The following is an 18064-nucleotide window of genomic DNA, read 5'->3' as shown; positions in this document are numbered from 1 at the left end:
TCAGCTCCGCAAACCCACGCCACGGCGCAGCAGCCACAGCGCCAGCGCGCTGAGGACCGCGACAAAGCCCAGCATCAGCGCGTAGGCGACCCAGATCGGCACGTCGGAGCTGCCGAGCAGGCCGTAGCGGAACGCGTTGACCATGTAGAAGATCGGGTTGGCGTGGGTGGCCGCTTCGGCCCATGGCGGCAGCAGCTTCACCGAGTAGAACACGCCGCCCAGATAGGTTAGCGGGGTCAGGATGAAGGTCGGCACGATCGCCACGTCGTCGAACTTCTTGGCGTACACCGCGTTGACGAAGCCGGCCAGCGAGAAGATCGTCGCACCCAGCAGCACCGTGGTCAGCGTGACCAGCGGATGCGGGATGCGCACCGGGGTGAAGAACATCGCGATGATCAGCACCAGCGCGCCGACCATCACTCCGCGCAGCACTGCGCCGGAGACGTAGCCCCACAGGATCACCCAGTTGGGCATCGGGCTGACCAGCAGCTCCTCCACATGCCGGCCGAACTTGGCGCCGAAGAAGCTGGAGGAGATGTTGCCGTAGCTGTTCTGGATCACGCTCATCATCACCAGGCCGGGCACGATGAACTGCATGTACGAGTAGCCGCCCATGTCGCCCACGCGCGAGCCGATCAGCCCGCCGAAGATCAGGAAGTACAGCGTCATGGTGATGGCCGGCGGCACCAGGGTCTGGCCCCAGATGCGCAGGATGCGCTGCACTTCGCGGCGCACGATGGTGCCCAGCGCAATCCAGTTGCGGCGCGCGTTGGTGGGTTCGGTCACGGTGCGGATCTCGTTCATGGCTGGCCTCCGCTGCGCGGCTGCGCGGGCGGTGTGCCGTTGGGGGCGACAGGCGTGGGGGCGGTGGCCGGTACCGGGGTGTCACCGGTCAGGCGCACGAACAGCTCTTCCAGCCGGTTGCTCTTGGTGCGCATCGAGCGCACCCGGATGCCGGCGCTGCCGAGCGTGGCGAACACGCGGTTGAGGTCCATCGCGCGCGGCATGTCCAGGTCCAGCGTGTGGCCGTCGATGGCGGTGAGCGTGGTGCCTTCGATCACCGGCAATTCGGCCGGCAGGTCGCCGTCGATATCGAACAGGAAGCCTTCCACGTCGAGCTTGGCCAGCAGTTCGCGCATCGGCCCCTGGGTGACGATCTGGCCGTGGTTGATGATGGCCAGGTTGCGGCACAGGTGCTCGGCTTCTTCCAGGTAATGCGTGGTCAGGATGATGGTGGTGCCGGCGGCGTTGATCTCCTTGAGCACGCGCCACATGTCGCGGCGGATCTCGATGTCCACGCCGGCGGTGGGCTCGTCCAGGATCAGCAGCCGCGGCTGGGTCATCATGGCGCGGGCGATCATCAGCCGGCGCTTCATGCCGCCGGACAGCGTGCGGCTCATCACCTGGGCCTTTTCCCACAGGTGCGAGCGGCGCAGCTCCGCTTCGGCCAGGCGCTCGGCCTCGGCGCGCGGCATGCCGTAGAAACCGGCGTAGTTGACCAGGATGTCGAAGGGTTTTTCGAACAGGTTGAAGTTGACCTCCTGCGGGACCAGCCCGATCAGGCGCATCGCATCGCTGCGTTGGCCGACCAGGTCGGTGCCGAACACTTCCACCTGGCCGGCGGACAGGTTCACCAGCGAGCTGATGATGCCGATCAGGGTGGATTTGCCGGCGCCGTTGGGGCCGAGCAGGGCGAAGAAATCGCCTGGCGCCACGTCCAGCGAGACGCCCTTGAGCGCCTGGGTGCCGTTGTCGTAGGTCTTGCGCAGATCGCACACACGCAGCGCGGGTGCGGTGATCGGAGATGGAGAATTCAAGATGTTCCTTCGCGTCAGCGTGACGGCGCAGCGAGTTGCAGGCCGTTATTATAGAAGCCCGCGGGGGCAAGCCCCGATCACAGACTGTCCCAAATACGTTCGTGCCCGTTCAATTCCCCCTCAAGCTTGTCGACCGGCGCATGATTGCGCCCACCGTGGCCCACTGCCAGTTCCTGCGTGACGACGGGCAGCCGCTGGATTTCCAGCCCGGGCAGTTCATCCAGATCCATTTCGATGCCGCCGACGGCACGCCGACCAAGCGCAGCTATTCGCTGGCGACCATCCACGACCATGCGCTCGGACCGGGCGAGGCGGTGGATATCGCGGTGAGCTTCGTGCCCGGCGGCTCGGCCACCGCGCTGTTCGAAGGCCTGCAGATCGGTGACCAGTTGCAGGCCAGCGGGCCCTACGGGCGCTTCTGCCTTCCGCCGGGCGACCACAACCGGCGTTATGTGCTGATCGCCACCGGTACCGGCGTCACCCCGTACCGGTCGATGCTGCCGTTGCTGGCCGAGGCGATCGCCACCCGTGGCGTGCAGGTGCTGCTGCTGCAGGGCGCACGCACGCCGGCCGAGCTGTTGTACGGCGACGACTTCCGCGCGTTTGCCGATGCGCATCCGCAGTTCCGCTATGTGCCGTGTTTTTCGCGCGCACTGCCCGAGCAGCCGCATGCCGATGTGCGCCAGGGTTATGTGCAGCAGCAGCTGGCCGAATGCGCGCCCGATGCGCAGGGCGATATCGCCTACCTGTGCGGCAACCCGGACATGGTGGACAGCTGCATCGAGGCCCTGAAGGCAGCCGGCCTGCCGAACGCGCAGATCCGCCGCGAGAAATACGTCAGCCCGGCTCCGGCCAAGATCTGAGCCAGTCGCACGGTGCCGGGCTGGCTTGCTCGGCACCCGCCGATCGCGCCCGGTGCGCGGGTCCCGATGTGTTCAAGGCCCCTCGACAGCATCGCGATGCTGTCCCGGCCATCCCTCCCGCCCACTGTGCGCTGCTGCAGTCGCATCCTGTGCTCCGGCGCGTGGTGCAACTGGAGCCACTGCTGCTCGGGCTGGCATTCTCGCTGACCGCTTCCGCGCTCACTACAGCAGGGCGCCGAATGCAGCGCGCCGCCGAATCGTCAGACCGCAGCCCGCGCCGCTGGCGGGCGCTGCAACTCGACGGTGATGTGCACCAGTTTTTCGTGGATTTGCAAGGCAGTGCGGACCATGTCAGCATCGATGTCGGCTGCCGTGACCAGACTGACGACGCAGGCATAACGATCGCTGCCCACGCGCCAGACATGCAGGTCGCCGATATCGATGGCGTGCGGCAGCTCGGCGATGACCTGCTTCACTTCTTCCACCACCGGTGCATCCATCTCCGCGTCCAGCAGCACGCGGCCGGTACTGCGCAGCAGTCCCCATGCCCATACGGTGACCAGCACCGCGCCGACGATGCCCATGATCGGATCCAGCCAGGTCACGCCCCAGTACATGCCGGCGAGCAGCGCGACGATCGCCAGGACCGAGGTCGCCGCATCGGCCACCACGTGCAGATACGCGGCACGCAGATTGAGATCGGCATGAGCATCATGATGACCATGACCATGACCATGACCATGACCATGACCATGACCATCATGCGCGTGGGCGTGACCGTGGTGATGGCCATGCGCATGGCCGTGCGAGTCGCGTAACCACCAGGCGCAGATCAGGTTGACCAGAAGGCCGATGACGGCGATGACGGTGGCTTCCTGGTACTGGATGGGCTTGGGCGAGAACAGCCGTTCCAGCGACTGGAACGCCATCAGGCCGGCCACGCCCAACAGCAGGATGGCGCTGGTATAGCCCCCGAGCACTTCGACTTTCCAGGTGCCGAAGCTGAAACGCAGGTCGTTGGCGTTGCGCCGCGCGAAGCGGTAGGCGAACAGTGCCAGCCCCAGCGCCAGTGCGTGCGAGCTCATATGCCAGCCATCGGCGAGCAGCGCCATGGAATTGAGCGTCCAGCCGCCGACGATCTCCACCACCATCATGACCACGGTCAGGATGACGGCCTTGCGGGTGCTGCGCTCGGCGAGCGGGTTGGCGCTGGCGAATGTGTGCAACTGCGCGCAATGCGGCGCGGCGTGCGTGATCGACATCGGAAGAGGCTCTGGCTACGATACCCCCCTAGGGTATCTCATGTACCCCCAGGGGGTATACGGCAATGGCACATCTGAATCAGGACAAATCCAAACTGCTCGCCCGCGTGCGCAGGATCCGTGGGCAAGTGGAGGGGCTGGAGAAAGCCCTGGCGCAGGACGTGGACTGCACCGCCTTGCTGACGCAGGTGGCGGCGTTTCGTGGCGCGGCGCAGGGTTTGATGGTCGAGCTGCTCAGCGAGCATTTGAAGCACCACGTCGCGGCACCGGAGGCGCTGGGCGAGCGCGAACTGGCGGTCGACGACATCACCGCCATTCTCAAGACCTATCTCAAGTAAGAGCGGTCATCAAAACGACTGCGCTCACCGTCAGGTGGGCGCGGCCGGTGCTTGGAATGGGCATGTACCACTCGTGCACTGCGGTTGCTCCGCGCTGTCTGCACCCGCTGGTCACTGCGCGCTACGTTTTGTTTGCAGCTTCAAGTCCTGCACATCGGGTCCAAGCGATCACGCCGATTCGCTTTTCACCTTGTGCGCTGCGCGGACTGAGCGATGGCCCAGCGCGCTGGACCTTGATGATGTCGTGCCTTTAGTGTCCTGCGGCGATGCGCGCGACATGCGGCAACGCACGCATGACGCACCCGATGTCGCGAACAATGCACGGTCGGGACGTCGCGCCGAACTGCGCGCATCGCTGCGCGCATGCAATCCACACCCAACGCCTCGCCTGATTGCAGGCGCAATGGCGTGCCGGGCGCTCAGCGCGCCGAAGGCTCCAGCGTCATCAGCACCACATCGTTGCTGCGCATCGGCACGCGGATCTCCACCACGCCATCGGCGCCGACGCGTACGCGCCGGTCCTGCTCGGGCGTGTCGCGCGTGGCCTGCTGCAACTGCGCCAGCTGCCGCGGCGCTAGGTCCTTGGGCATGCCCATGTCGATGTACAGCGACAGCGGATCGTTGCGCCGGTAGCCGGTCTTGCGCACCTGCAGCCGGTAGTTGCCGGCCGGCACGTGCGCCAGGCGGAATACCAAAGCTGCGCTGTCGGTGCTCGGCACCTGTTTGGTATAGAACGGGGTATTGCTCACTGCCTGCACCGGCTGCTGCCAATCCCAGGCCAGCGCGGCGATGCGCTGGCCATCCACCGCCGCAAATGCGTGCGCATCGCGCAGTGGAACATCGCGGCCCTTGAGCGCGTTCAAGTATTTGTAGGCAAACCACGCCGGCTTACGGATGCCCTCGCGATTCATCAGCCCGAAGCCGCCGTGGAAGGGCGTGGGCGGCGGGCCGGGTTCTTCGAACAGATCGGTGTAGGTCCAGTAACTAATGCCCTGCACCAGGCCTTGCACCTGCTTGAGCTTGGTCAGGATGTAGGACGCGTTGATGTAGCTGTCGTGGACGAAATCGCGCGGCGTATAGCTGCTGCTCCACTCGGTGAAGTACAGCGGCAGATCCGGAAATGGCGAGGCCTGGATCTGCGCACGCACGCGGCGCACGTCGCCGACGATGGCATCCGGCGATGCCGACAACTTGACGTCCTGCTTGCCATCTTCATCGAGAAAGCCGCCCTCCACGCCATAGGTATGCGTGGTAACGAAGTCGATCGGCAGTTTGTGCTTGGCAACGAAGGCCAGCAGTTCCGGCACCCAGTCCGCACCGGCGGTGGAGGGGCCACCGACGCGCAGCTGCGGATCGATCGCCTTGATCGTGCGCGCGGTGTTCGCATACAGGTCGAAGTAGGCCTGCTGGTCGGCGTTCTCCCAGAAGTCCTTGAGGTTGGGCTCGTTCCACACCTCGAAGTACCACTGCCGCACCTCGTCGGCACCGTAACGCGCACGGATGTGGCGCACGTACGCATCGATCAGCTGCGTCCACTTGGCCGGGTCCGGATGCGAGGTATTGCCCTTCCAGTAGAAGAGCGTCTGCTCGGAGGTCTTCATCGCGCCAGGCGTAAAGCCCAACTCGACGAATGGACGGATGCGTTTGGCCAACAGCGCATCGTAGAGCTGATCCAGTTTGGTCCAGTCGTAGACGAGCGTGCCGTCGACGTCTTTCACCGTGCCGAGCACGTCATGGAACACGTCGTGGAAACGGATATAGCGAAACCCCAGCTCCTGCACCGCCGGAACCAGTTGCGCCTGGCTGTCGCTGCGGATCAAGGTGCCGGGAAAGTCCGAGCCGATCGACAGATCGTAGAACCGGTCGACCGGCGCAGCGGCGCTGGCCAGATCCAGCTCGATCGTGCGAGGCGCAGGCGCCACCTGCTCCGCCACGGCAGAGGTCGTCATGCAGCAGGTCAGTGCCATTGCCAACGAGATGTTCAGACGCATTGCCGCTCCCACTGAAGTTCGATCGGGGAGCGTAACCCAGCTCCGGTACAGCGTTGCGGACGGGGTGTGCATTAGCTGCTGACGACGAGGCCTCACAATGATCTGGCAATCGCTACAGTGTCATTTGTGCTTCTTATTAACCCTCAGGTAGCCCTTCTCCTTAACATAGGTATTGACTGCACCATTAGTGATTAGGAAATCAAGTAATAGAACTACCGGTGGGGTATTCGGTACCTTGGGGCGATCCTTGCCCACCGCGGTGAGAGCTGCGTAATCACCGCCCAGCACCCTGAGAATGGAAGAGACCTGAGGCTCAGTGAGTTCGCTTAGCACAGCTCCAAGCAATACCAATGTGGTGCTTGAGTCTCCTCCTGCTTCGGCGAGGCGCTCGATCAGTCCATAGTCGAGTTTCATACCTTGCTCTGCGGCATAGTTGCCAAGTTGCTTAAGGCCTCCAGTGTCGCTAGCATCCGCATACGCCAACGCGTTCGCAACAATTGCATCCTTGATAGCGCCCGACACAGACTTACTGCTCAGAAGCGCTTCTAGGTCATGGCCTATGGCTGCCGGCGTCATGAACTCAGCGAACTTCTTGGAAGAAGTGATGAGGTCCTCCTTCGTGGTCCAGCTCATTTTGCTAACACGGAGATACGACTCAATAGTGTCGTTGATGACATTCCGCCGTAACAACTCTGCGAAAAGGGCACCCTCCTCAGGCTCAATCGCCGTGGGATCAATATAGTATTCCAAGCTTAAGGAAGCGCAAATCTTGGCACGCGCGGTTGCGGATAGAAGGTCTCTTGCTTGTAGTGCAGCAAATGCAACCGTCTTCTTGTTCTCCTGCGCATCTCCCCGCTCTCCCACATCTGTGACAACATCACTCTCGCGCAAAACTTCCACAAGGCTACCGTCCACCTCTCCGTATTCTTGCAAGTAAAGATGTACGTTGTGCAGGCTGGCTTTGAACCGGCACTCAGTAGCCAACAGTGCCCACATGCCGGATGGAACGTCAGATATGTCATCAAGAGCACAATCCTCAGCTGCCATCCGGATTAACTTCTCCAACAAGGTGCGATCGGCGGAAGCAGAGCCCACCAATACATGTGCGAAGTTTTGGCCTTCCGCTACCGAATGAGAAATCCCCTCCACGCTAGAGAGGTACGCTGACAAATGGTTGATTGCGTGTGAGTAGACCGCTCCGTTGACCTGCTCAATTAGGTCAAGAGCTAAGCTCCCTTGATCACCAACTGCAATCTGGAGGTTCTCTGTCGTGACCTGATAAAGATACCTGTTGATGAAGATCTTCCGTGCTTCGGCGCCAAGTGACCGAAGCGAACTCAATTCGATGCCCAGCTGTTCAAAAAGGCTCGCGGCCAATTCAAGCTGCTCGTCCGTGGTCTGATCTGACGAGAGAAGCTTGAGCTTACCGTAATTTTCAGATAAAAATGCCGAGAGCTCCTCGCCCGTCACGTACTTAACTTCGGAGGAGAGCTTGGACAAGGCAGAGTTGAATAATATGAGGCGATCCGATAACTCAAGCTCCGCCTCAGAGGCTAAGTAGGCGAGAATACTTGGCGCGATGGGTGTAATGCGCTCAACCAAATCACTACGTTTAGTTCCTCGCCTTAGATAGTTTCCGATAAAAGATTTTTGCTCCTTTCCCAGCTTGGCAAGAGAGCTGATCACCGTTCCCGCAACGCGGTCATGCGCCTTCGATGCTAAAAGGTGATTCAGGATGTCAATGTTGTATAGAGCAGGCTCACCAAACAAGGAGCGGCGCTCGCGAATGATTGCCTCCACGTCATCACCGGCGAGAGCGAAGTCTTCATCTCTCTTATCTCTATCGACATGATGAATGATATAGTTTGTTGCTGCTGAGCTGACTCGGTCGCCGTGAAAAGTTGCGGTATAGAGAGTGAAATTGCGGTTGATGTAACCGGATTTAAGCAGCTGATAGGCAAGACCCTCCCGAAAAATCCCCTTGGCCGCCTGATCAAGTCCCTCGCCCTCAACCTTTCCGTCGACTGTCAGTTCATCACGTGCCATTAGATGGTGGATGTCTGCACTCTTCATAAATCGCATCAGATCCCGTAGCTCTTCCTGAGACTTGAGATTCTTATTGCGATCCACTTCTCTCCAGGCAACTGTATCGAAAGTGCCTAGAACACCCTGGAGATCCGATCTAGAAAAAGTCAGCCTTGTCAGCTGCTCTTGGTAACTGCGAGGAAGATCAACTATGAGCGCGGGGGCTCCGTCAGCCTCTATAAATGTCTTCCAGAATTTTGTCGTCAGAAGATCATCGTGAGCGAGGTTCTCCCCGTTTAGTACGAGTGCAGCGCGATTATAGTCTTTACCGAGCGCCTTAACTGCGAGCATCAAATGAGCGCGCAGTTGCTCCCCAAGTTCAGCGCTGCGACTGGCAACGGCCAGATCGAGCCTTGCGCTACGGCGTAGCTGAAGTACCTCATTTTCGAGCCGCCGAATGTTGGCAGTAACAGCCCCACGGCTCTTCAGGTACAGTTGGTCTAGGCTGCTCTTCCCTATCCGAATCGCCTCGAAATCTGAGAGATGCGTATTCTTATAGAGCATCATGGCAAACAACTCAGTCTCGCTCAGTTTCAAACCTACAACGCCGGGCGTCAGGATCTTCTCCCGAAAAATTAGGAATTCGTTCCGAACATTCTTGAGAAGCCTCATGTCAGGCACATATCGACTTGCCAGATCGACGAGATCAAGATCTATAGAGTGGGTCAGGCCTTGGAGGAGCTGGGCCGTTAGGTTCCTTGCGCTCTGATGGGTAATGAATGGCACGACGGGAATGACAAGGTCAAAAAACTTTGTTCTGTTCGCCCTTACGATCTCGACCTGGGCTGGATCATCGCCAGCCTGCAGGTCGTGGTTGAATATACGTTTATCCTGTGCGATTGACATGCGATCGAAAATGCTGTCTTTGATCGCATAGATAAAGCATATCCTCCCTTTGATCTGCGGAGACCCATTAAGGAGCGTGTTGAGTGACCTAAGCGTCTCGAAGATATGAGAATCGTTGAATCTGTCAATGTCTTCGAACACAACAATCTTCTTCTTAGAAACCTCAAAGAAGTAGACAATCTCATCTAAGTACTGATCAAAATAGGAAACTGATTTCGAGTCAAGCGTTACCGTTGCAGCGCCTGCCTTAAACTCCTTAATGTTCAGTCTTCCATAGAACGTGTGTCTGAGCAGTAAGGAAACGAGCGTTCCTACGCACAGAACGGCTACATGGGACCACGGTGCGGATAGATGCAAGCCAGGTAACGCAACGACAATCTTGGTGGTCCACCCGGTCAAGATGAACGCAGTTGTTAGGACTGTTCCTACTAACAGCGCGAGAAGGGCTTCCCTCAACCAGTGAAATCTCTCGATGCGCTTAAACCGAGACCCAGGTGTCCTGCTTGGCGTCTCTCTATAGAGTAGTTGCTTAACAATCTCTTGCTGAATGGTGTTTGTTGGAGTCGTAGCCTGTTTCGGCAGGCCGTCCTCTCCCTCAGGCTGTTCAATAGGAGCCAAGGTGGATAGTGACAATTCTAATACTGCTTTCTTATGAATCTCTGTTACACGCTTCAGGATGCTGCTCTTTCCGACGCCATAGCTACCTGATAAGGCAATGTTATGAATATCGGGGTTCGCTAAGGCAGCATTGAGCTTCTCGACATACAGTCCATGCTCTGCCTCAATGAAGTGGGGCGTAAGCGGATTCAACAATGGACCATTTTCGGGCTTCTTCTTGCGCAGAAAGCTGAACATCCCTATTCCTTCCCCCTGTCCCACGTCGAGCTCACCGAAAGTTTCTTATTAGCAATTTGAAGTTTCCGCGGTATTTTGGCAAGTAGCTTCCTGCTGGACCTAACAGCAGGGCGATCGGTCTAGACTGTGTCGAGCGTGATGTCGCTTCCTGGTCAGCAGGCTTCTAGCGTTGGTGGGATACCGCCAGGCGGAGACACTACGCCTCGGAATGCGAGAGGCAGGCCACGTGCCCGCCGATAGGCGCCGTTACTTCTTCCGGAGTACATATATGGGCTACTAGCGCTATATGCAGCCCGCGCTAGCGCTTTATGCGTACCGAACTAGCGGCTTTTGGGTATTCCTACATCTTGCCATCGTTGAATCGGCGATCAAGATAAACTGCACGCAGCTGGACGTGTAAAGGGTGCTTGACAGTCGGCCATGTCAAGCGCATCGTGCCTGTCAAGTTGACTTGACAGGCGAAGGGAATGCGTCAGCAGCATCGGCAACGGGAATGCACACCGGCATGGTCGGCGCAGCGACCGCTGCGCAGTGATTCCGGGATGGGGGGCGCTGGCCTGCCAATGCGTCCATCGGCGGGCGCGAGGCAACGCGCATGAGCCGCTGCAGACGCAATGCGCTACTGGCGCTCGGTCTGGGAGCCGGCCTGCTCGCCGTCAGCGCGCTCGGTCGTTGGCAACTGCTGCCGCTGAGTGCCCACCTTGCCGGGCTCTGTGCCGGCGCGGGCGTGTCCTGCCTGGTGCTGTCGCTGCTGCTCTTGCTGTCGCGCGGCAGCCTGCGCGATAGCACACGGCCGGCATTGGCGCGGCGCTATTACCGCGAATTCGGCGTGCCGATGGGCTTGTATGTGGTGGTGATGCTGTTCTGGAGATATTTGCTTGCGCATGTGGATCCGAGCTGGGCGCGCGTGCTGATCGCCTTGTTGCCGGCCGTGCTGGTCGCTCTGGTGATCCGTGCGGTGGCGCGCTACGTGCGCGATTCGGACGAGATGCAGCGGCGCATCGAACTGGAGTCGATCGCCATTGCCGCCGGCCTGGTCAGCGGCGCGTATATGACCGGCGGATTCCTGCAGGCTGCCGAGCTGATCGACATCCCCGCGACGGTGGCGATGCTGTGGGTATTTCCGATGTTGTGCGCCATCTACGGCGTCACCAAAAGCATCAATGCCCGACGGTTCGAATGAATAGCCGGGTGCGCGAATTGCGCGAGGCCAGCGGCTGGTCGCAAGGCGAGTTGGGCGAACGACTGGGCGTATCGCGGCAGACCATCAATGCGCTGGAGACCGGCAAGTACGATCCCAGTCTGCCGTTGGCGTTTCGCATCGCGCGCCTGTTCGGGGAATCGATCGAGCACGTCTTTCTTTACGAAGACGGGCAGTAGCCGTGCCGGTCACGCCCGACCGGATGCGGCGTCAGGGAACAGGAACTCAGGAGAGATGGTGAATATGGTGAAGCAACCCACACTGGTGGCGGCGCTGCTGATCGCATTGCTGGCAACCGGATGCCAGCCTGCTGACAAATCGGCTGAAAACGCAGTTGCCGCGCCCAAGGCGCGCGCAGCCACGCCCGGCACCGCGCAGCCGCAGGCCGCCAAGCCGCAGACCGGCACTGCCGCAGGCACTCGCTACGGCACGCTGCAATTTGCACCGTGCACGCTGAGTTCCGGCAGCGCGGCCGGCAATATCGAGGCGCAATGCGCCAGCCTGCGCGTGCCGGAAAACCCGGCCGCGCCGACCGGGCGCAGCATCGATCTAAAGATCGCCTGGCTGGAAAGCGATGCCGGCGCCGGCAGCACGCCGGATCCGGTGTTCTTCATCGCCGGCGGGCCGGGGCAATCGGCGACCGAGGTTGCCGCCATCGCCGCGGCTGCATTGCGCGAAGTGCGTAAAAAGCGCGACATCTTTCTGGTCGATCAACGCGGCACCGGGGGATCGCACCCACTGCGGTGCGAGACCGCCGATGGCAAGCCGTTGCAGACCGGCATGGCGTCCAGTCCGGAAGAATTGATGGCCCATGCCCGGCAGTGTGCCGAAGGCTTGCGAGGCCGTGCCGACCCGCGGTACTACACCACCGCCGAAGCCATCGGCGATCTGGATGCAGTCAGAGCCGCCCTGGGCGTGCCACGTATCGACCTGGTCGGTGTGTCTTACGGCACGCGCGTGGCGCAGCACTATGCCAAACGCTATCCCGCACAGACGCGGGCCATCGTGCTTGATGGCGTTGCGCCCAGCGATCTGGTGATCAGTGGTGAGTTTGCACGCACCTTCGAGGATGCACTGATCCTGCAGTCCGAGCAGTGTCGTGCCACCGCCGCGTGTCGCGCGCGCTTTCCCACCGATGTGCGCACGCAACTGCGCACCGTCATGGAGCGGTTGAAGACCGAATCACCGGAGGTGGAGTATCGCGATCTGCGCACCAATGCCATCAAGCGCGACCGGGTGACCGCCGATGCGGTGATAGGCTTGGCGTTTACGTTCTCCTACGCACCGCAGAGTGCTGCCCTGCTGCCGCTGGTGTTGGATGAAGCCGCCGCGGGTCGCTACGCGTCGCTGATGGCGTTGTCGCACATGGACATGCAGATCAACCAGCCCATGCAATGGTCGGTGGTGTGCGCTGAAGATGCGGATCGCTATCGCCCGGCGCCCGAACACCAGGCGCTGCTGCTGGGCGAGGATGTCCCACGCAGCGTCTTTGCCGCATGCCCTGTGTGGCCCACCGGCAAACGTGCCGCCGACTTCACCGCGCCACTGCGCTCGCAGGTTCCGGCCTTGCTGTTGTCCGGTCAGCTGGACCCGGTCACGCCGCCACGCTATGCCGACACCGTGCTCAAGGGACTGCCCAATGGGCGGCATCTGGTTGCGCCCGGCCAGGGACACAGCGTCATGGCGCTGGGCTGCATCCCCAAACTGATGGCGCAGTTCATGGAAACCACCAACGCCGGTGGGCTGGACGCGCAGTGCGTTGCCGATCTGAATAACGTGCCTGCGTTTACCTCGTTCAACGGATGGGAACCATGAGCCGCACCGACCACGCCACGGAGGCGCACGCATGATCGTCGTCGACAACCTGCACAAATCGTTCAAGACCAAGACCGGGCTGGTGAAGGCGGTGGATGGGGTCAGTTTCAGTGCTGCCGACGGCCAGATCACCGGCCTGCTCGGCCCCAATGGTGCCGGCAAGACCACCACCTTGCGCATGCTCTACACGCTGATGTCGCCAGACCAGGGCAGCGTCATGGTGGACGGTGTGGATGCCGCCCGCGATCCGGTGACGGTGCGCCGCGCGCTGGGCGTGTTGCCGGATGCGCGCGGCGTCTACAAGCGGCTGACCGCGCGCGAGAACATTGCCTATTTCGGTGAGCTGCACGGCCTGTCGCGTGCGCGGATCGCCGAGCGCACGCGCCTGCTGTCGGCCGCGCTGGACATGGACGACATTCTCGACCGTCAGACCGAAGGCTTCAGCCAGGGCCAGCGCACCAAGACCGCCATTGCGCGCGCGCTGGTGCACGACCCGCGCAACGTCATCCTGGACGAGCCCACCAACGGGCTGGATGTGATGACCACGCGCGCCATGCGTGGCTTCCTGCAGCAACTGCGGGCCGAGGGGCGTTGCGTGATCTTTTCCAGCCACATCATGCAGGAGGTGGCGGCGCTGTGCGATCGCATCGTCATCGTCGCCAAGGGCACGGTGGTGGCCTGCGGCAGCGCCGACGAACTGCGCGCCAGCACCGGTGAAGACAACCTGGAAGACGCCTTCGTCAAGGCGATCGGCTCGGACGAGGGACTGCACGCATGAGCACCACATCGTTGTTGTCCACGCTATGGACGGTGCTGCGCAAGGAATTGCGCGACATCGGCCGCGATCGCCGCACGCTCGCACTGGCCTTGCTGCTGTCGCCATTGCTGTATCCGGTGCTGATCCTGGGCATGGGCGCATTGAGCGAAAGCCGCGTGCGTACGCAGATCGACAAGCCGTTGCAGATCCCCATGCTCGGCCGCGAGAACGCGCCCAATCTGGTGCGGTTCCTGGCCGCGCAGGGGCTCAATGCGGTCGATGCGCCGGCCGATCTGACTGCCGCAATCCGCAATCAAGATGTGGATGTGGCATTGCGCATCAGCGACAGCTACGCCGACGATTGGCGCGCCGGGCGCCCGGCCCTGGTGGAGGTCATCAAGGACAGCACGCGACGCGAGGCCGACGTGCCCAGCCTGCGCCTGCAGGCCGCACTCGGCAGCTATAGCCAGCAGGTGGGTGCACTGCGCCTGCTGGCGCGCGGCATCGATGCGCAGGTGGGCAGGCCGCTGGAAATCGCCGCGCAGGATCTGGCCACCGCCGACGCCAAGCGCGGGCAGATGATGGCGATGCTGCTGCCGGTGCTGCTGGTGATCACCTCGTTCCTGGGTGGCGCCTCGCTGATCCTGGATGCCACTGCCGGCGAGCGCGAACGCCAGTCGCTGGAACCCTTGCTGGCCACCCCGGCGCCGCGCAGCGCGATCGTCAGCGGCAAGATCGCCGCCGCCTGCGTGATCGGCATGGTGTCGCTGTTGCTGACCTTGCTGGCCTTCAAGTTGAGTGCGCAGCTGTCCACCTCGAACCTGGGCCGCCAGCTCAACGTCGGCTTCGTGCCGATGCTGCAGATGCTGTTCATCCTGGTGCCGATGCTGTTCATCGGCACCTCGCTGCTGACCTATCTGGCCGCCGCCGCCAAGAGCATGAAGGAAGCGCAGGCGCATATGACCTGGTTGTTGCTGCTGCCGATGCTGCCGGGCTATGCGCTGATGGCGTATCCGTTGAAGACGCAGCTATGGCATTTCGCGGTGCCGTTTCTGGCGCAGAACCAGATGCTGCTCAAGGTGATCCGCCACGAGCAGATCAACGCGCAGACCTGGGCGGTGTATCTGCTGGCGGGCTTCGGTGTGGCCGCGGTGCTGTGGTACGCGGCAGTGCGGCGCTATCACCAGGAGCGGCTGGCGATTTCCGGTTGATGTTCCTTCTCCCATTGGGAGAAGGTGTCTGAAGTGCGGATGAGGGTACGGATCACCAGCAAACAAGAGCCCGCATCGCTGCGGGCTTTTTGTTTGGCGCCCACATTCGCCGGGAGTGCAGTGCACCGATCGTCGGCAGCCATCAGCCATCAGCCATCAGCCATCAGCCAGCAATCAACAAACGATCGACCAATCAGGCGATCAACGACCAAGCAACCAAGCGATCAAGCGATCCACCAACCAACCAACCAACGGAATCACTCAACCGCATGCAGCGCTACTCGATCGCCCAACGCACCAATCAACCGCCCGGGTTGAACGATAACGTGCGCCGCGTGGTCACCGGGGCGGCCACCGGTTCGAAGCGCCAGCGCTTGACCGCATTGAGCGCTTCGCGGTCGAACACGCGCGGCGGGGTGGCGCGCAGCACGCGCGAGGCGGTGATCGAGCCGTCGGTGCCGACGGTGATCTCCACCAGCACTTCGCCGGAGGTGCCGGCGCGCAGCGCTTCGGGCGGGTAACGCGGTGCCGGGGTGCTGATCGGGCGCAGCGACTGCGCGGCCGGTGCAGCTGCGGCAGCCGCCGGGGCCGGGCGCGGGGCGGCCGGAGTTGGAGCCGGCGTCGGGGTCTCGGCCTGACGGCGCGCGGCGGCCTGGCGTTCGGCCTCTGCGCTCTGCTGGCGGGCGGCTTCCTGTTGCGCGGCGATCTGCTGCGCAGCGGCCGCCTCGCGGGTCTGCTGCTCGGCCAGACGCTTCTGCTCGGCGGCCTGCTTGGCCTTGTCTTCGACCAGCTTCTTGGCCTGCTCGGCATCCTGCTCGGAGCGGCTGGCGGCGGTCTTCATGCCGGCTTCCAGGCCACTCTTCAGCCGCGGCAGTGCCGGTGCCTTGGGGTCGACCTTTTCGATCAACGCGATCAGGCGCTGCGCTTCGGGGAATTCTTCGCGGCTGATGCCCTGTTCGGCGGCGATCAGCGTGTACGGCAGCAGGTCGGTCAGCGCGCTGTTGACGGTGGCGTCCTGCGGCTGCTTTTCACGCAAGGCCAGGTAGTACTCCACCGCGTTGTCGCCGGCCGGGGCGTACATGCGATTGTCCTGCAAGGCCTTGGTGGCCGATGCGCGCAACTGGTCGGCGGCCATCGATTGCACCTGTGGCGACACTGCCGTAGCCGGCGTCGGCGCGGCGGCCGGTGCCGCAGGCGTGGCGCCGGTGGCAGGCGCGGTGGTGGCGGCCTTGTCGTCCTGCTTGGAGCAGGCGGCCAAGCCGACCAACAAAATGACCGGCGCGATCCGGCGTGCCATACGGCCCTGTGTCAGATCCAACATGCGTCCCCCTTACCCGATTGCGAAAGATGCTGCGGCGAGGCCGGCCATTGTTCCCGCAATGGACGGCAAAGCGGCAATCTAGCATTGCTGGGGCGGTCTAAGCCAAGGGGGGCGCCTGCCGGGCGCGAAATTCATCGCGCTCCGGTAGCCAGTGCGGCGTCGGCCGGCAGCCGCGTGGCCGGCTCGGGTAGCGGCGGCGCAGGGCAGTAGCGGCGCAGGAAGTCCGCATGCGCAGGCAGCCGCGCTAATGCGGCATCGACCCGCGTGCGGATGGTTTCCAGGAAATGACGGAGCTCGGCATCGCCCATCAGGTCGGCCACCGGGTGGTGGTGCTTCGGCGTGATGCCCTGGCCCAGCATCACCTGCACCCAGGAATTTTCGGCAAACAGCTCGTTGGCCTGGTGGAACACCCGCCCGCTCTGGCGGAACAACTCCACCCGGTGACGCAGCGTGTCGGGGATGTCCATCGCCGCGCAATCGCGCCAGAACGGCGTGTCGCGGCGGTCGGTGGCGTGGTAATGCAGGATCACGAAATCGCGGATATGGGTAATTTCGGCGGCGGCCTGGCGGTTGTACTCGGCAATGTCGACATCGTTGATGACCTGCGGAAAGGTCTGCATCAGCCGGATGATGCCGCGCTGGATCAGATGGATGTTGGTCGATTCCAACGGCTCCAGAAAGCCGCTGGCCAGGCCCAGCGCCACGCAATTCTTTTCCCATACCCGATGCCGCTGATTGGGCGTGAAGCGCAGTGCGCGCGGCTGAGTCAGTGCGCGGCCGCTGAGATTGCGCTGCAGTACCTGCGCGGCGCTGTCCTGGTCCATGTAGCGGCTGGAATACACGATGCCGTTGCCGACCCGGTGCTGCAGCGGTATGCGCCACATCCAGCCCGCCTGATCGGCGCGCGAGCGGGTGTAGGGCACCGGCGCGCCGACCGATTCGGTCTGCACCGCCAGCGCGCTGTCGGCGAACAGCCACTGCGACCAGTCGTCCGTGCCCACGCCCAGCGTCTTGCCGATCAGCAGGCCGGCAAAGCCGGTGCAATCCAGGAACAGATCGCCTTCCACCCGCGTGCCGTTGTCCAGCGTCAGCGCGGTGAGATAGCCGCTGTGCGCGTCGGTCTCCACGTTGCCGATGCGGCCTTCGATGCGCTGCACGCCGAAGCCTTCGCTGAAGCGGCGCAGGAAGCGCGCGTACAGGCCGGCATCCAGGTGGTAGGCGTAATTCATGCCGCCATTGGGCAGATGTGCAAAGCGGCCTTCCTGCGCGGCGCGCAGTTCCAGGCAGTAGTCGCCGAAGTCACGTGCCAAGCCACGCTGCTGGCCCTTCAACCAGAAATGCTGAAAGCCCGCGCTCCAGTGATCGGTGCCGGTGTGGCCGAAGGAGTGGATGTAGTGCCGGTCCACATCGCGCCAGTGTTCGAAGCCGATGCCCAGCTTGATGGTGGCCTGCGTGGCGGCCATGAACGCGGCCTCGTCGATTTCCAGCAGGCGGTGGAAGGTGACCAGGCTGGGGATGGTGGCTTCGCCCACGCCCACGGTGCCGATCTCGTCCGATTCCACCAGGGTGATCTGCAGGTGCCGGCCCAGCACTTTGGATAACGCGGCGGCGGCCATCCAGCCGGCGGTGCCGCCACCGGCGATGACGACGCGGCGCACCGGGCGCTGTTGTGGGTCGGAAGGGGGGGTGTCGGTCATGGCGT

Annotated in this window: 14 protein-coding genes and 1 other RNA gene; 8 read left to right on the top strand and 7 right to left on the bottom strand. The window is 62.4% G+C overall.

Going from position 1 to position 18064, the window contains the following annotated elements; all coding sequences use genetic code 11:
- Both KHN93_RS20080 and KHN93_RS20075 read right to left on the bottom strand, forming a co-directional pair.
- The gene (locus KHN93_RS20080; RefSeq protein ID WP_016903649.1) at positions 1 to 804 is read right to left on the bottom strand and encodes an ABC transporter permease; all 804 of its coding nucleotides are present in this window, start codon (positions 802 to 804) and stop codon (positions 1 to 3) included.
- Entirely contained in the window at positions 801 to 1817 is a 1017-nt protein-coding gene (locus KHN93_RS20075; RefSeq protein ID WP_065048950.1) for an ABC transporter ATP-binding protein, read from the bottom strand. Before KHN93_RS20075 ends, KHN93_RS20080 begins: the two co-directional genes overlap by 4 nt.
- Before the next feature lie 35 nt (positions 1818 to 1852).
- Here KHN93_RS20075 and KHN93_RS20070 point away from each other — a divergent pair, with 35 nt between their 5' ends.
- Positions 1853 to 2680, top strand: coding sequence for a ferredoxin--NADP reductase (locus KHN93_RS20070; protein WP_180969382.1), 828 nt, complete (start codon positions 1853 to 1855; stop codon positions 2678 to 2680).
- A 260-nt stretch (positions 2681 to 2940) separates the two neighbouring features.
- Here the strand turns inward: KHN93_RS20070 and dmeF are convergent, their stop codons facing one another.
- Positions 2941 to 3942 carry a CDF family Co(II)/Ni(II) efflux transporter DmeF gene (gene dmeF, locus KHN93_RS20065; protein WP_211921194.1) on the bottom strand — a complete coding sequence of 334 codons (1002 nt, stop codon included), beginning with the start codon at positions 3940 to 3942 and terminating at the stop codon, positions 2941 to 2943.
- Between the two features lie 65 nt (positions 3943 to 4007).
- On the opposite strand from dmeF, the gene KHN93_RS20060 reads away from it, so the two are divergent.
- The gene (locus KHN93_RS20060; protein ID WP_039514053.1) at positions 4008 to 4280 is read left to right on the top strand and encodes a metal/formaldehyde-sensitive transcriptional repressor; all 273 of its coding nucleotides are present in this window, start codon (positions 4008 to 4010) and stop codon (positions 4278 to 4280) included.
- Positions 4281 to 4342: 62 nt separating this feature from the next.
- Positions 4343 to 4417: non-coding RNA, sX9 sRNA (locus tag KHN93_RS20055), on the top strand.
- A gap of 282 nt (positions 4418 to 4699) precedes the next feature.
- On the opposite strand, the gene KHN93_RS20050 is transcribed toward KHN93_RS20055, so the two are convergent.
- Positions 4700 to 6271 carry a GH39 family glycosyl hydrolase gene (locus KHN93_RS20050; protein WP_211921192.1) on the bottom strand — a complete coding sequence of 524 codons (1572 nt, stop codon included), beginning with the start codon at positions 6269 to 6271 and terminating at the stop codon, positions 4700 to 4702.
- A 120-nt stretch (positions 6272 to 6391) separates the two neighbouring features.
- Complete coding sequence (locus KHN93_RS20045) at positions 6392 to 10057, bottom strand: YobI family P-loop NTPase (RefSeq protein WP_211921190.1); 3666 nt, start codon at positions 10055 to 10057, stop codon at positions 6392 to 6394.
- A gap of 595 nt (positions 10058 to 10652) precedes the next feature.
- Between KHN93_RS20045 and KHN93_RS20040 the strand changes: the two genes are divergently transcribed.
- Genes KHN93_RS20040 through KHN93_RS20020 form a run of 5 tightly spaced genes read left to right on the top strand, consistent with a single transcriptional unit; the run spans position 10653 to position 15041 of the window.
- Complete coding sequence (locus KHN93_RS20040) at positions 10653 to 11240, top strand: hypothetical protein (protein WP_104560564.1); 588 nt, start codon at positions 10653 to 10655, stop codon at positions 11238 to 11240.
- Positions 11237 to 11437 carry a helix-turn-helix transcriptional regulator gene (locus KHN93_RS20035; RefSeq protein ID WP_016903655.1) on the top strand — a complete coding sequence of 67 codons (201 nt, stop codon included), beginning with the start codon at positions 11237 to 11239 and terminating at the stop codon, positions 11435 to 11437. Before KHN93_RS20040 ends, KHN93_RS20035 begins: the two co-directional genes overlap by 4 nt.
- A gap of 58 nt (positions 11438 to 11495) precedes the next feature.
- A complete protein-coding gene (locus KHN93_RS20030) occupies positions 11496 to 13073 on the top strand; it encodes an alpha/beta hydrolase (protein ID WP_211921188.1) in 1578 nt (525 codons plus the stop codon).
- Positions 13074 to 13104: 31 nt separating this feature from the next.
- Positions 13105 to 13851, top strand: coding sequence for an ABC transporter ATP-binding protein (locus KHN93_RS20025; protein ID WP_102255101.1), 747 nt, complete (start codon positions 13105 to 13107; stop codon positions 13849 to 13851).
- Positions 13848 to 15041, top strand: a complete 1194-nt coding sequence (locus tag KHN93_RS20020) for an ABC transporter permease (protein WP_102255100.1) — start codon at positions 13848 to 13850, stop codon at positions 15039 to 15041. Before KHN93_RS20025 ends, KHN93_RS20020 begins: the two co-directional genes overlap by 4 nt.
- 301 nt (positions 15042 to 15342) lie before the next feature.
- Here the strand turns inward: KHN93_RS20020 and KHN93_RS20015 are convergent, their stop codons facing one another.
- Together KHN93_RS20015 and KHN93_RS20010 are read right to left on the bottom strand one after the other, a co-directional pair.
- On the bottom strand, positions 15343 to 16362 hold the full coding sequence (locus KHN93_RS20015; protein WP_211921186.1) for an energy transducer TonB: 1020 nt from the start codon (positions 16360 to 16362) through the stop codon (positions 15343 to 15345).
- A 131-nt stretch (positions 16363 to 16493) separates the two neighbouring features.
- On the bottom strand, positions 16494 to 18059 hold the full coding sequence (locus tag KHN93_RS20010) for a tryptophan halogenase family protein (protein ID WP_211921184.1): 1566 nt from the start codon (positions 18057 to 18059) through the stop codon (positions 16494 to 16496).
- Positions 18060 to 18064: the final 5 nt, after the last annotated feature.

It is taken from the genome of Xanthomonas arboricola pv. juglandis, assembly GCF_905367715.1.
Classification (GTDB): Bacteria; Pseudomonadota; Gammaproteobacteria; order Xanthomonadales; family Xanthomonadaceae; genus Xanthomonas; species Xanthomonas arboricola.
Note: the sequence above shows the minus strand (reverse complement) of the source record. Positions and strands in the feature narration are given on the sequence as shown.